Raw genomic sequence first — 12295 nt, forward strand, 5'->3', positions numbered from 1 at the left:
GATTACTTTTTCACCTTCATTCCATTCATGATATTACTCACTGCATTCCACACATTCTCAACAGAGATTTCAGCCATATTATCTTCACGGCGTGCTTTTTCTAATGGTGTAGGGTGTTGGATAACCTGACAACAAGAATGTTGTATAGGGGCTAAATAGCACCCAGGATGATAGCTATGATATAGCGCTACCATCGGGATATCTAAAGCACCGGCTAAATGTGTAGGACCGGTATCAACACCAACATAAAGCGATAAATTTGCCATAATTGCTGCATTTTGACGCATCGAAACACGCCCCGCTAAGGCTAAACATCGCTCTTCACCTATTTTTTTAGCTAAATCAACAGATAATTGCGCACTTTCCTTACTACCTAATAGCAAAAAATACGTACTCGCGTCATGGGAAATAATCTGCTTTGCTAATTGCAGAAAGTTCTCCACGGGCCAATCTCGATAGGCTTTAGCGGGAAAGCTTTGTAACTGAAAACCAATAATGTTCTTATTAATTAATGAATTATTTTTTAAAAACTGCTGTGCAAAAGCCACTTCTTCCTCATTGATAAAGTAACGTAATTGCCAACAACTCGGATAAATCCCTAATGCATTAATTAATAAGGCACGCTCTTTTTGTGCAACCATCGGTGACTTAGGGCGCGCAACCCAAGTCGTATTGCCTTGCTGCTCAGATATATCAGCAAAAGCAACAGTATGATGGGATTGGCGACGAGCATAATTCACTAATTCACGATCATTACCGTATACCAAAGCTAAATCATAAGGTTTATTAGGTAACCAACCTGACCAAACAGCACGTTTTTTAGAAAAATGTCTAATACTATTAATGTCAGGATTATGCTCAAGAATGCATGCACTACGCTTATGTGCAAATACATGAATATGAGCATTAGGCCAACGCTGTTTCAAGGCATGGATAACGGGAGTGATAAGTAATGTATCACCAAAACGCGCTACCGCTATAACCAATATATTTTTTGGATCCATATGCTTTTTATTTGGCTTAAATGATACATTTACTTCTCAGACTATACACTAAAAAGTATTACAAATATTCATCAATAAGATGAATACACCAAGTTGATAATGGAGATAATCGTTGCACGACTTTATTATCAACATTAATCATACTGATTTATTTTTATCGTTGATTGCTTGAATAAAGATCCTTTCCATCTTATCTAACATATTATCCAAGCCAAATCGTGAAACAGCGTGTTCAAGCGCTGCTTTTCCCATCTGTTCACGTAATTCATCTGAGCTCATTAACTCCGCTAAATGACTCGTGAATATTTCTTGTACCTGTGGTTCTAATGTAAATCCTGTTTTACCATCAATAACGGCTTCGCTAATCGCGCCAACCGTAGTCGATACAACAGGCAAACCACACGCCATTGCCTGCATAATACCTTGCGGCACACCTTCATTACCAAAAGAAGGTAACGCAAAGAGATCCATTGCATTTAAACAATCAGGCACATCATTACGATTACCAAGGAAGAAAATACTTTGTTCTAATCCTGCCGCTTTCACCATCGGTTCTAAATTTTTACGCTGAGGCCCATCACCAACAAAAATTAATTGCCAATCAGGAAACTGCTGATGTAATGATTTCCATGCTTCTACTAAGTATTTATGTCCTTTCCACACTCGCATAGTTGCAACAATACCTAATGTCGGTTTATTCGGTATTCCAATTTTTTCTCTAGCTTGTTGTTTGTTTTGTGGATAAAAACGTTGCAGATCAATTCCCGTAGGCACTGATGTCATTTTTTCTAATGGAAATTTATTATGCTGATGGAGAGTCTGACGTAATTTTTCACCTGTTGTCACAACATGGGCACTGGATGAAAGATAAAGCCATCGAGTTGGTAATGAACGTGAAACATCTGTAGAAACATGTCGAGTTCGAACGACCACTGGAGAATGACGTAATGTGGCACAAGAAGCGGCAACTAACCATGCATCGGTTGAACTATGAGTATTGATAACATCAAATTGGTGGCAATGTAATTTCAGCCATTGGCGAAGTGCTTTTAACGCTGAACCACGTTTTTTCTCAATGGGTAATGTGAAAACCTCAATACCATAATCAGGCGCTGCCTTGGCAATTTTGGATGTAGGGCAGCACACTAATGCAACTCTGTGCCCTCTGCGGATCATACCTTGAGATTCCGTCAGTATACGGATTTCCTGACCACCCCATCCACAAGATGATTCTGTATGTAATATTGATAATACTGACTTACTCATCCGCAATCCGTTTATCTGATGGTTTAAAAAGAGCCATAGTATAACTAAAGAGCAAGCTAAGATCACAATAGCTTTACTTTGTTATACTTAGCAGGCCCCAGATAACAAAAAACCCGACACTAAGGTCGGGTTTTTTAAGAAAACTAAAATTATTTAATTTTAGCTTCTTTATAAAGCACATGTTGACGAACAACTGGATCGAATTTTTTCATTTCCAGTTTTTCTGGCATAGTGCGTTTGTTCTTCGTAGTGGTATAGAAGTGACCTGTACCAGCAGAAGAAACGAGTTTAATTTTCTCGCGAATACCTTTAGCCATTTTTCAGCTCCTTAGAACTTCTCACCACGGGCACGTAAATCTGCTAATACAGATTCGATGCCTTTCTTATCAATCACACGCATACCTTTAGCAGATACACGCAGAGTTACGAAACGTTTCTCAGACTCAACCCAGAAACGGTGAGAGTGCAGGTTTGGCAGAAAACGGCGTTTAGTCGCGTTTAATGCGTGAGAGCGGTTGTTTCCACTCACAGGACGCTTGCCGGTAACTTGGCAGACTCGGGACATGTCTATTCTCCAAAAATCTAATCAGCTCGAGCTTTAATATCAGGTTTGACCGCCTCGTCAGGCTTTGGAGCCCATCTCAGCAACTTTTAACGATTGAAAAACTGTGTAAACACCTCAGAAAAAACTTGCTGAGATAGGCTCTTCTCGCCAAACCCAAGATCCTCAAAGGTGGCGTAGTATACGCCCAATGGCCTCAACGCTCAAGACCCGTACAAATAAAGATTGACAATAATTACAAAAATATTTGCTACAACCAACCTCGCTCTGCGAAAGAAACACAATTATCATGCCCTATCACAAGGTGATCGAGTACATTTACACCCACTAATTGGCAAGCAGTAAAAATTTTTTCTGTTATTTCTTTATCTGCGAGACTTGGTTCGCAAACACCAGAAGGGTGATTATGAGCAAGAATGATGGATGTTGCATTCTTTTTTATTGATTGACGGACAATTTCTCTAGGATGAACCTCTACTCTGTTAATTGTTCCTTTAAACATCTCTTCAAATGCAATCAATTGATTTTGATTATCAAGAAACAGTACTACAAACACTTCTCTGTCTCGCCAATGCAATAATTTTTGTAAGTAATGCTTTGTATCTTCTGAAGAAGATAATACATTTTTATACATAAATTGTGTTGTAGAAAAGCGCTGTGCCATTTCATTAATCGCTTGTAGCTGGGTAAACTTTCCCACACCAACGCCTTTAAAGCGCCCTAAAGTTTCATAATCAGCATTAATAACATGATAAAGAGAGCCACACTCTTTAAGTAAAAAAGCCGCCAATTCTAATACAGACTTTTCATAAGTGCCGGTACGTAAAAAGAGCGCCAATAACTCAATATCGGTGAGTGATTCAACGCCATAAAGTAATAATTTTTCTCTAGGTAAAAGTTCACTAACCGATTGATTTTCCATCCGTGGACTCCTTAATAAGTAAAGGCAGTGGTATTAATGATCTATTTTATCTATTCATATAAGCATTAGGATTTAGGTGAAGCATCACTCATCATTAAATGCCAATCGTAAAACAACTGTTGTTTTATACAGTTAATTTAATATAAACTGCTAATCTTGTATAAAAAAGACACATATTAAATTTATGCGAGATGAATCGCAAAAATTTAATCTATAAAACATGATGTTACATAGAATTCCGAATTCACGACGACCTTGTGGTAAAATTACGGACAATTATTTATGTACTTAGGCATTTCATCATGACTACACTTCACGACAAAAAGATTATTCTTGGTATCAGTGGTGGTATTGCGGCCTATAAAGCACCTGAACTTGTACGCCGTTTACGTGAAAAAGGTGCAATTGTGCGAGTTGTAATGACCTCTGCAGCTCATGCATTTGTGACACCTTTATCACTACAAGCTGTTTCTGGTTTTCCTGTTGCGGATGATTTACTTGATCCAGCAGCAGAAGCCGCTATGGGGCATATTGAATTAGGTAAATGGGCTGATTTAATTCTACTTGCACCTGCTACTGCCGATCTTATTGCACGTTTACGAGTGGGTATGGCAAATGATTTACTTACCACACTCTGTTTAGCGAGTAGCGCACCTATCGCTATTGCACCAGCAATGAATCAGCAAATGTACAGAGCCACGATTACACAAGAAAATTTATCAGCTTTAGAGCAACGTGGCTGCTTAATTTGGGGGCCTGACTCTGGTAGCCAAGCTTGTGGTGATGTAGGGCCGGGACGAATGTTAGATCCTTTAGCACTTGTCGCATTAGCTGAAAAACAACTTGCTTTGCAGCCACAAGATTTTGCAGGTAAAAAAATTACGATAACCGCAGGTCCGACTCGTGAAGCCTTAGATCCAGTGCGTTTTATCAGTAATCATAGCTCAGGGAAAATGGGATTTGCGATTGCACAAGCAGCCGCATTACGTGGAGCTGATGTCACACTTATCGCAGGGCCTGTCACATTACCGACACCCGCTTGTGTTAAACGTATTGACGTTGAAAGCGCACAAGAAATGTATGAACAAGTGATGCTAATCGCACCTTCACAAGATATTTTTATTGGTTGTGCGGCGGTTGCAGATTACCGCGCTAAACTTATCGCGGCTGAAAAAATAAAAAAACAAGGTGATGAAGTCACCATCACTATGGTAAAAAACCCCGACATTGTCGCGAGTGTCGGAAAAATGGTTGAACACCGTCCTTTTGTTGTTGGATTTGCAGCCGAAACCCAGAATGTGGAAGAATATGCCCGCAAAAAACGAGAACAAAAGCAACTCGATTTAATCTGTGCCAATGATGTTTCAGTAGAAAATCAAGGCTTTAACAGTGATAACAATGCATTACACCTTATTTGGGCTAATGGAGAAGTGCGCTTACCACACAGTAGTAAAGCACAACTTAGCCATCGCCTACTTGACGAGATAGCCAAACATTATGATGAAAAAAATTGATGTTAAAATCCTTGATGCACGTATTGGTCAAGAATATCCACTTCCTGCTTATGCCACGACAGGCTCTGCTGGTTTAGATTTACGCGCTTGCCTTGATGCACCATTAGTTCTTGAACCAGGGCAAACCGAATTATTACCTACAGGTCTTGCTGTACATATTGCCGATGAAGGATTAGCAGCAATGGTACTTCCTCGTTCAGGTTTAGGCCATAAACACGGTGTTGTATTAGGTAACTTAGTTGGACTGATTGATTCCGATTACCAAGGTCAACTGATGGTATCTGTTTGGAATCGTGGTCAAACAGCGTTTACCATCGAACCGGGTGAGCGTATTGCTCAAATGATTATAGTGCCCGTAGTTCAAGCTGAATTTAATATTGTTGAAGATTTTACCGCAACGGAACGTGGTAGCGGTGGCTTTGGTCACTCCGGCCGCCAATAATAACGACGTCTTGCATTAATTATATCAATGACGATATCACTCCCTTTGCACTAAAAACCTTAGTGCAAAGGTTTACTGATTTGTTTTGCTTTTAGCAGGGGCCTTATCAGTCATGGCAGAAGAAAAAGAAACCAAAAAGAAAAGAAATAGACGGGATGAAATCTTACAATCACTTGCCCAAATGTTGGAATCAAGTGATGGTAGTCAGCGCATCACAACGGCAAAGCTTGCTGCCACTGTTGGTGTATCTGAAGCCGCGCTCTATCGACATTTTCCCAGTAAAACCAAAATGTTTGATAGCTTGATTGAGTTTATCGAAGATAGCTTAGTCTCCCGTATTAATTTGATTTTAAAAGACGAAAAAGAGGCTGTTGCAAGAATTCGCTTAATTCTTATCTTGATCCTCGGTTTTGCTGAGAAAAACCCAGGGCTATCTCGTATTTTGACTGGTCATGCATTGATGTTTGAACAAGACAGATTGCAAGGGCGAATAAACCAGCTTTATGAGCGTATTGAGGTTCAATTACGACAAGTCATTAAAGAGCGTAAAATTCGTGAAGGTAGTGCTTTCTTGCATGATGAAGCATTACTTGCTTCACAACTACTCGCTTTTTGTGAAGGTATGTTAGCACGCTTTGTACGCACAGAATTTCGCTATCAACCCACTCAAGAATTTGAAGCTCGCTGGCCATTAATTTTGGCACAGTTACAATGAAATGATGGACTCGTGATTTAACTCAACAATTTGAAATTTACAGATATGCCGTTTTTTTCTTATTTGTGTTAACATGCGTCCTCTGGTACACAATTACCTAATGTATTTATCAGGAATGGCACTCGTGCAGTTCCTACATTGTGGCATTAGCGACTCGCTTTGCCCCTGCTGTAAAAGTCCTTTTTATATTTCAATATCTGTGATAATTGTCACAGAAGATTCATTGTACTACTCACCCCGCCCATAATTGGGCGAGGGCTTTTTTTTATCTCTAATCGACCAACTCGTTTATCGCGTATTGACTTTATTAATTCACGCCATAGCGCTCACGATAAGCTTTAACCGCAGGTAAATGCTCAGACAGTGTTTCATTCTCACTTAGGTAACTAATTAAATCATCCAAGGTAATAATCGAATACACTTGGCATTGATAATCACGTTTTAACTCTTGTATTGCAGAAAGTTCTTCTCGCCCTTTCTCTTGTCTATCCAAACTTAATAACACGGCAGAAAGCATTGCATCATGTTGTTTTATAATTTCCATTGATTCACGAATTGCAGTACCTGCTGTAATGACATCATCGACAATCACAACATTACCTTTCAATGGGCTTCCTACTAATGTTCCTCCTTCACCATGATCTTTAGCCTCTTTGCGATTAAAACAGTAAGGGATATCGATATCATGATGCTCAACCAATGCGACTGCCGTTGTGGTTGCAATAGGTATCCCTTTATAAGCGGGTCCAAACAACACATCACAAGACACATTATTATCTAATAATGTTTGCGCATAGAACTGCCCCAGTAAAGCCAAATCACGCCCTGTATTAAATAAACCGGCATTAAAAAAGTAAGGACTCACCCTTCCTGATTTCAGTGTGAACTCACCAAATTTCAGGACATTTTTTGCTAATGCTAGTTCGATAAAGCGGCGTTGGTAGGCTTTCATTTCTTTCTCCTCTCTACGTTACTTGATGACAAATTTTAGACATAAAAAAGGCGACTTCTCAGTCGCCTTAAAAATATAATTTATTGCTTAAGCGCCTCTTTTTGCGCTTCAAATATTTTCTCTAATCCCCCCTTTGCAAGGGCGAGTAAAGCAAGTAATTCTTCGTGACTAAATGGTGCGCCTTCTGCCGTACCTTGAACTTCAATCATACGACCATCATCAATCATCACCACATTCATATCTGTTTCTGCGGCAGAATCTTCAACATATTCAAGATCGCATAATGGTTCACCATCAACGATCCCCACAGATACAGCAGCGACCATTGATTTAAGAGGGCTCTTTTTCAGTTTACCTTCTTCAACCATTTTATTTAAAGCATCAACTAATGCGACACAAGCACCGGAGATAGAGGCCGTACGTGTACCACCATCAGCTTGAATAACGTCACAATCAACAGTGATAGTGAATTCACCTAATGCTTTTAAATCAACAGCCGCACGTAATGAGCGTGCAATTAAGCGTTGAATTTCCATAGTACGGCCAGTTTGTTTACCACGAGCCGCTTCACGTGCATTACGACTATTTGTTGCGCGAGGAAGCATACCGTATTCTGCGGTTACCCAACCTTGCCCTTGTCCTTTAAGAAAACGTGGTACACCCTCTTCTACAGTGGCGTTACACAAGACTTTAGTATCACCAAATTCGACTAATACAGAACCCTCAGCGTGTTTTGTATAATGGCGAGTGATGGTAATAGGACGTACTTGGTCTGCTTGTCTGTCTGCTGGACGCATGGTGTTATCTCCGCTTTCTCTGACATATTGGGGGCGCATTATACGACCTAAAATGGCTTATGCCTATCCTGTATCGATGCCTAGGGTTATAATCGTATCATCTTTTACACTATTGAGACCCTATTATGATCCGTAGCATGACCGCTTTTGCTCGCCGAGACATCAAAAAAGACTGGGGTAGCGCTGCATGGGAATTACGTTCCGTAAACCAACGCTATCTTGAAACTTATATTCGTTTACCTGAGCAATTACGTAGTTTAGAGCCTGTTATTCGTGAACGTCTACGTAATCGCTTAACGCGTGGTAAAATTGAATGTAACTTACGTTTTGATCTTAATGCTCGCTTTCAAGGCGAACTTAATCTTGATGAAAATTTAGCAAAACAACTAATTGTTTCTGCCAACTGGGTAAAAAGCCACAGTCATGAAGGGACTATCAGCCCATTTGATATTTTGCGTTGGCCGGGTGTTATTTCCGCACAAGAGCAAGATTTAGACGCCATTGGTACTGAGCTTTTAACTGAATTAGATTTAGCGATCGATGCATTCATCGCAAGCCGTGAAGCTGAAGGACAATCACTGAAAGTACTGATCGAACAGCGTTTAGATGCTGTTTGCGAAGAAGTTGTTAAGGTGAGAGCACAGATGCCAGAAGTTTTACAATGGCAACGTGAACGCTTAACGAGCAAATTAGAAGAAGCTCAAGTTCAAATTGATAATAATCGTTTAGAGCAAGAATTAGTGATGTTAGCGCAACGTTTAGATGTTGCTGAAGAGCTTGATAGATTAGAAGCTCACGTTAAAGAAACACGCAAAATTCTCGTGAAAAAAGAAGCCGTAGGTCGTCGTCTTGATTTTATGATGCAAGAATTTAACCGTGAATCCAACACATTAGCATCGAAATCAATTAATACTGAAGTCACTAATTCAGCCATTGAATTAAAAGTTTTAATTGAACAAATGCGTGAGCAGATCCAAAACATTGAATAAGATTTCTTAGCGGTTTACAGCCCATCATTAAGCCAGTAAACACCTTGTATTCACTGGCTTTTTTGTTATAAAAGACTTCTCATTTTATTTTGTAAATTGAAATTTGCACAGCCAACATGTACACATTTAAATGTACATTAAATAATGTGAGAAAATGATGCATACTTATACCTCTACTCAAGCTTGAGCGAATATTTCTGAAGTTCTAGATGCTGCCTTCCGTGGTGAACCCGTTGAAATAACACGTAGAGATGGTAGTTCTGCCATTGTTATCAGCAAAGCTGAATTTGAAGCCTACCAAAACGCAAAGCTAAATGCTGAATTTGATATTATTATGCAACGCCATGGGCACACAATTAAAGCATTAACAAACCGATGAATTGGGTAAGTGCAAAAGAAGTTATTGCTTTTCATGATAGGGTCTTAAGGCAACTTCCTGGTGTTGCAGGAATGTCTGAATCAGGAAGAGCCGAAGCACTTATTTACAGAGTACAAAATCGTACTCATTATGAAGGCATAACAGATATTTATGAACTAGCTGTGACCTATTGGATCGCCATTTCTCGAGGTCATATTTTTAATGATGATAATAAGCGAACTGCTTTTTTGTCACTATGACTTTTCTTTATCGCAATGGTATAAAAATAATAGATATTGACGATGTGTTGGAGAATCTAACTGTTGAGGCAGCCACAGGAACTAAAAATAGCCAACAGTTAGCACAACACCTAAGAAAACTAAGTGATAAAAACTAAAATTATTTAATCACTCCCCCAATGCCTTTCTAATAAATCCTTTGTTTTGATTAAGCATCTGTGTGGCCTGCTGTGCATCTACATTTGCTAAGATCATTAAAATTGCCGTTTTACAGTGGCGATGGCATTGTGATAATGCTTCTTCAGCGATAGCTCTTTCACATTCCGTTGCTTGCATTACAATGCGAATTTGGCGTTCAACCAATTTGGCATTAGTCGCTTCAACATCCACCATTAAATTACCAAAAACTTTGCCGATTTTTATCATCGCGCCTGTTGTTATCATATTTAAGATAAGTTTTTGTGCTGTGCCGGCTTTCATACGCGATGAACCTGTTACCACTTCAGCACCCACAATCGGTGTAATAGCAATATCAGCAAGTTTGGCAATCGGACTTTCTGGATTGCAACTAATAGCTCCTGTTGTTGCGCCTAATAATTTTGCATACTGCAAAGCACCTATCACATACGGTGTTCTACCACTTGCAGCAATACCCACTAAAACATCTTTCTCGTTAAAATTAAGTTGGCGTAAATCTTGTTCGCCTAATTGAGTATTATCTTCTGCATTCTCGACGGCTTGTAAAATAGCTTTGTGTCCACCAGCAATTAATCCAATCACCATTTCATGAGGTGTACCATAAGTTGGAGGGCATTCACTGGCATCTAAAATCCCTAATCGCCCCGATGTACCAGCGCCACAATAAATAAGACGACCACCTTGAGAAAAAGCAATCGCAACTTTATCAACCAATTGAGTAATTTCAGGTAACGTTTTCTCGACTGCTAATGGTACTTTTTTATCTTCATTATTAATGACTTTTAGCATATCGAAGGTTGAAAGCGTGTCTATATTTTCACTGTTATGATTTCTACTTTCTGTGACAAGATTGCTAAGGTCAATCGCCATTATCGCGCTCCCAATATTGTTATTTATTTGATTAAATCGAAGAAATAAACTGCTTTTATACCATTATTATTGGTAAGATTTTCAAAATCATTACAAACGGTACTCTACATGACATTTATTAAATATATTTCGACCTTTATCAGCCTAATTACGCTTTTTTTCTCCTTTTCTTTACATGCTAATTTTGAAGAGCAAGACAAAAGAAAATTTGAAGATACTCACAAAGAAGCACTAAATCACAATGCACCAGCTCAATATCAATTAGCTGAAATGTATTTAATGGGAACGGGTGTCGAAAAAAATATTCTTAATGCCCAATTATGGGCAAATGAGGCAATAAAAAACGACTATGCCGATGCCTATGCATTACTTGCTGATCTCTATTTATTTAATGCGGATCCTTACTTTAAAAATTATTATGTTGAAGCGAGAAAATTAGCAACAATCTCAGCAAATAAAGGAAGCATAAGAGGAAAAATAAGTTTAGCAACGGCTCTTATAGCACCTTTATCTGGTGAAACAGATTACAAAAAAGCAATTACATTATTAGAAGAAGCTGCAGCAACTCATCAACCAGAGCTTGTTTACGCTCCGATTTGGCTAGGTGTTCTTTATAGTGGAGTTGGTAATGTACCTGTAGATACTGAAAAAGCGAATATGTGGTTTGCAAAAGCGAATGAAATGACTTTTGAAGGATTTGCTCAAGCAATGGCTTCTTTTATGTTCTCTGGCCAATATCATATTATCGAGCCAAACAAGCAAAAAGCAGATGAATTAATGAAACAAGCTTGTGAAGAGGCAAAAAAAGTTGGCAATGAGTTTTATTGCCAACAAGAGTTTAATTAACCCAAATCTAATAAATAACCCTAACTCAGAAAAGAGATGGTAAATATCGCCATCTCTTTTATACCCTGTCTGTCCTACCTAACGTTCTTTTATAGCGCCATACGGTATTCAATTACACCCGGTTTTTCTGCCACCCAGTTATATAAGCGCTGACCACGTAAATTGGTTTCCTGTGTATGCCAATATAAACGAGCACAATCACGCTGTTTTGCTTGCTGATTAACAAACTCAATAAGTTGCTTACCTACATGGCGACCACGTGTATCTGGTGAAACAAATAAATCTTCTAAATAACAAAAATCACTTTCAGCCCATGTTGAACGATGAAAAAGATAATGTACAAAGCCTAATACCTTTTCACCTTCCATCGCTACAGCACAATAAACAGGTTCTTTTTCATCAAAAAAACGTGTCCATGTTTTTAATGTTGTCTCTTCTGATAACTCAACTTTATAAAATGCTTGATAATTTAACCAATGTGGTAACCATTGAGCATAATGCTCTTGTTCAACAAATTGAATTGAAACAGCTATTGGTGTTGTGCTCATCTCTTCACTTCCTTCTACTTTCATAAATGCTATAAAAAGGTATCACCTGCCTTTAATCGTGGTCATGGTACGT

The 12295-nt window shown here is 38.9% G+C and carries 15 protein-coding genes and 1 pseudogene; 7 read left to right on the forward strand and 9 right to left on the reverse strand.

Annotated elements, in window-relative coordinates; translation table 11 throughout:
• Window positions 1-2 precede the first annotated feature (2 nt).
• The 5 genes from GTK47_RS02045 to radC form a co-directional block, all read right to left on the reverse strand.
• Window positions 3-1004, reverse strand: a complete 1002-nt coding sequence (locus GTK47_RS02045) for a glycosyltransferase family 9 protein (RefSeq protein ID WP_165121972.1) — start codon at window positions 1002-1004, stop codon at window positions 3-5.
• 138 nt (window positions 1005-1142) lie between these two features.
• On the reverse strand, window positions 1143-2270 hold the full coding sequence (locus tag GTK47_RS02050) for a glycosyltransferase family 4 protein (protein WP_165121973.1): 1128 nt from the start codon (window positions 2268-2270) through the stop codon (window positions 1143-1145).
• 149 nt (window positions 2271-2419) lie between these two features.
• Window positions 2420-2587 carry a 50S ribosomal protein L33 gene (rpmG, locus tag GTK47_RS02055; protein ID WP_006534250.1) on the reverse strand — a complete coding sequence of 56 codons (168 nt, stop codon included), beginning with the start codon at window positions 2585-2587 and terminating at the stop codon, window positions 2420-2422.
• Window positions 2588-2598: 11 nt separating this feature from the next.
• Window positions 2599-2835, reverse strand: coding sequence for a 50S ribosomal protein L28 (rpmB, locus tag GTK47_RS02060; RefSeq protein WP_036914542.1), 237 nt, complete (start codon window positions 2833-2835; stop codon window positions 2599-2601).
• Window positions 2836-3082: 247 nt separating this feature from the next.
• A complete protein-coding gene (gene radC / locus GTK47_RS02070) occupies window positions 3083-3754 on the reverse strand; it encodes a DNA repair protein RadC (protein ID WP_088494128.1) in 672 nt (223 codons plus the stop codon).
• 302 nt (window positions 3755-4056) lie between these two features.
• On the opposite strand from radC, the gene coaBC reads away from it, so the two are divergent.
• The 3 genes from coaBC (at window position 4057) to slmA (ending at window position 6425) form a co-directional block, all read left to right on the forward strand.
• Window positions 4057-5268 (forward strand): bifunctional phosphopantothenoylcysteine decarboxylase/phosphopantothenate--cysteine ligase CoaBC, encoded by a 1212-nt coding sequence (gene coaBC / locus GTK47_RS02075; RefSeq protein WP_165121974.1) that lies wholly within the window; start codon window positions 4057-4059, stop codon window positions 5266-5268.
• Window positions 5252-5710: a dUTP diphosphatase gene (dut, locus tag GTK47_RS02080; protein ID WP_006534255.1), complete on the forward strand. Its 459-nt coding sequence runs from the start codon at window positions 5252-5254 to the stop codon at window positions 5708-5710. The genes coaBC and dut overlap by 17 nt, the downstream gene beginning before the upstream one ends.
• Window positions 5711-5822: 112 nt before the next feature.
• On the forward strand, window positions 5823-6425 hold the full coding sequence (gene slmA / locus GTK47_RS02085) for a nucleoid occlusion factor SlmA (protein ID WP_075673256.1): 603 nt from the start codon (window positions 5823-5825) through the stop codon (window positions 6423-6425).
• Window positions 6426-6732: 307 nt separating this feature from the next.
• Here the strand turns inward: slmA and pyrE are convergent, their stop codons facing one another.
• Together pyrE and rph are read right to left on the reverse strand one after the other, a co-directional pair.
• The gene (gene pyrE, locus GTK47_RS02090; RefSeq protein WP_109394424.1) at window positions 6733-7377 is read right to left on the reverse strand and encodes an orotate phosphoribosyltransferase; all 645 of its coding nucleotides are present in this window, start codon (window positions 7375-7377) and stop codon (window positions 6733-6735) included.
• Window positions 7378-7457: 80 nt separating this feature from the next.
• On the reverse strand, window positions 7458-8174 hold the full coding sequence (gene rph, locus GTK47_RS02095) for a ribonuclease PH (protein ID WP_069366895.1): 717 nt from the start codon (window positions 8172-8174) through the stop codon (window positions 7458-7460).
• A 125-nt stretch (window positions 8175-8299) separates the two neighbouring features.
• On the opposite strand from rph, the gene GTK47_RS02100 reads away from it, so the two are divergent.
• The 3 genes and pseudogenes from GTK47_RS02100 to GTK47_RS02110 all read left to right on the forward strand — a co-directional run bounded on the left by GTK47_RS02100 (window position 8300) and on the right by GTK47_RS02110 (window position 9918).
• The gene (locus tag GTK47_RS02100) at window positions 8300-9163 is read left to right on the forward strand and encodes a YicC/YloC family endoribonuclease (protein WP_165121975.1); all 864 of its coding nucleotides are present in this window, start codon (window positions 8300-8302) and stop codon (window positions 9161-9163) included.
• A 193-nt stretch (window positions 9164-9356) separates the two neighbouring features.
• The gene (locus GTK47_RS02105; RefSeq protein ID WP_241256098.1) at window positions 9357-9542 is read left to right on the forward strand and encodes a type II toxin-antitoxin system prevent-host-death family antitoxin; all 186 of its coding nucleotides are present in this window, start codon (window positions 9357-9359) and stop codon (window positions 9540-9542) included.
• A pseudogene (locus tag GTK47_RS02110) lies at window positions 9539-9918 on the forward strand (type II toxin-antitoxin system death-on-curing family toxin). Before GTK47_RS02105 ends, GTK47_RS02110 begins: the two are co-directional and overlap by 4 nt.
• A 10-nt stretch (window positions 9919-9928) precedes the next feature.
• Here GTK47_RS02110 and murQ read toward each other — a convergent pair.
• A complete protein-coding gene (murQ, locus tag GTK47_RS02115) occupies window positions 9929-10828 on the reverse strand; it encodes an N-acetylmuramic acid 6-phosphate etherase (protein ID WP_165121976.1) in 900 nt (299 codons plus the stop codon).
• 108 nt (window positions 10829-10936) lie between these two features.
• Here murQ and GTK47_RS02120 point away from each other — a divergent pair, with 108 nt between their 5' ends.
• A complete protein-coding gene (locus tag GTK47_RS02120; protein WP_165121977.1) occupies window positions 10937-11674 on the forward strand; it encodes a tetratricopeptide repeat protein in 738 nt (245 codons plus the stop codon).
• Window positions 11675-11763: 89 nt separating this feature from the next.
• Here GTK47_RS02120 and GTK47_RS02125 read toward each other — a convergent pair whose 3' ends face one another.
• Window positions 11764-12222: a GNAT family N-acetyltransferase gene (locus tag GTK47_RS02125; protein ID WP_165121978.1), complete on the reverse strand. Its 459-nt coding sequence runs from the start codon at window positions 12220-12222 to the stop codon at window positions 11764-11766.
• Window positions 12223-12295 lie beyond the last annotated feature (73 nt).

This window comes from Proteus sp. ZN5, assembly GCF_011046025.1.
GTDB lineage: Bacteria > Pseudomonadota > Gammaproteobacteria > Enterobacterales > Enterobacteriaceae > Proteus.

What these genes read in the sequence shown, in the direction of transcription:
- GTK47_RS02045 (WP_165121972.1), bottom strand. Translation starts at nt 1,004, where the DNA reads ATGGATCCAAAAAATATATTGGTTATAGCGGTAGCGCGTTTTGGTGAT.
- GTK47_RS02050 (WP_165121973.1), bottom strand. Translation starts at nt 2,270, where the DNA reads ATGAGTAAGTCAGTATTATCAATATTACATACAGAATCATCTTGTGGA.
- rpmG (WP_006534250.1), bottom strand. Translation starts at nt 2,587, where the DNA reads ATGGCTAAAGGTATTCGCGAGAAAATTAAACTCGTTTCTTCTGCTGGT.
- rpmB (WP_036914542.1), bottom strand. Translation starts at nt 2,835, where the DNA reads ATGTCCCGAGTCTGCCAAGTTACCGGCAAGCGTCCTGTGAGTGGAAAC.
- radC (WP_088494128.1), bottom strand. Translation starts at nt 3,754, where the DNA reads ATGGAAAATCAATCGGTTAGTGAACTTTTACCTAGAGAAAAATTATTA.
- coaBC (WP_165121974.1), top strand. Translation starts at nt 4,057, where the DNA reads ATGACTACACTTCACGACAAAAAGATTATTCTTGGTATCAGTGGTGGT.
- dut (WP_006534255.1), top strand. Translation starts at nt 5,252, where the DNA reads ATGATGAAAAAAATTGATGTTAAAATCCTTGATGCACGTATTGGTCAA.
- slmA (WP_075673256.1), top strand. Translation starts at nt 5,823, where the DNA reads ATGGCAGAAGAAAAAGAAACCAAAAAGAAAAGAAATAGACGGGATGAA.
- pyrE (WP_109394424.1), bottom strand. Translation starts at nt 7,377, where the DNA reads ATGAAAGCCTACCAACGCCGCTTTATCGAACTAGCATTAGCAAAAAAT.
- rph (WP_069366895.1), bottom strand. Translation starts at nt 8,174, where the DNA reads ATGCGTCCAGCAGACAGACAAGCAGACCAAGTACGTCCTATTACCATC.
- GTK47_RS02100 (WP_165121975.1), top strand. Translation starts at nt 8,300, where the DNA reads ATGATCCGTAGCATGACCGCTTTTGCTCGCCGAGACATCAAAAAAGAC.
- murQ (WP_165121976.1), bottom strand. Translation starts at nt 10,828, where the DNA reads ATGGCGATTGACCTTAGCAATCTTGTCACAGAAAGTAGAAATCATAAC.
- GTK47_RS02120 (WP_165121977.1), top strand. Translation starts at nt 10,937, where the DNA reads ATGACATTTATTAAATATATTTCGACCTTTATCAGCCTAATTACGCTT.
- GTK47_RS02125 (WP_165121978.1), bottom strand. Translation starts at nt 12,222, where the DNA reads ATGAGCACAACACCAATAGCTGTTTCAATTCAATTTGTTGAACAAGAG.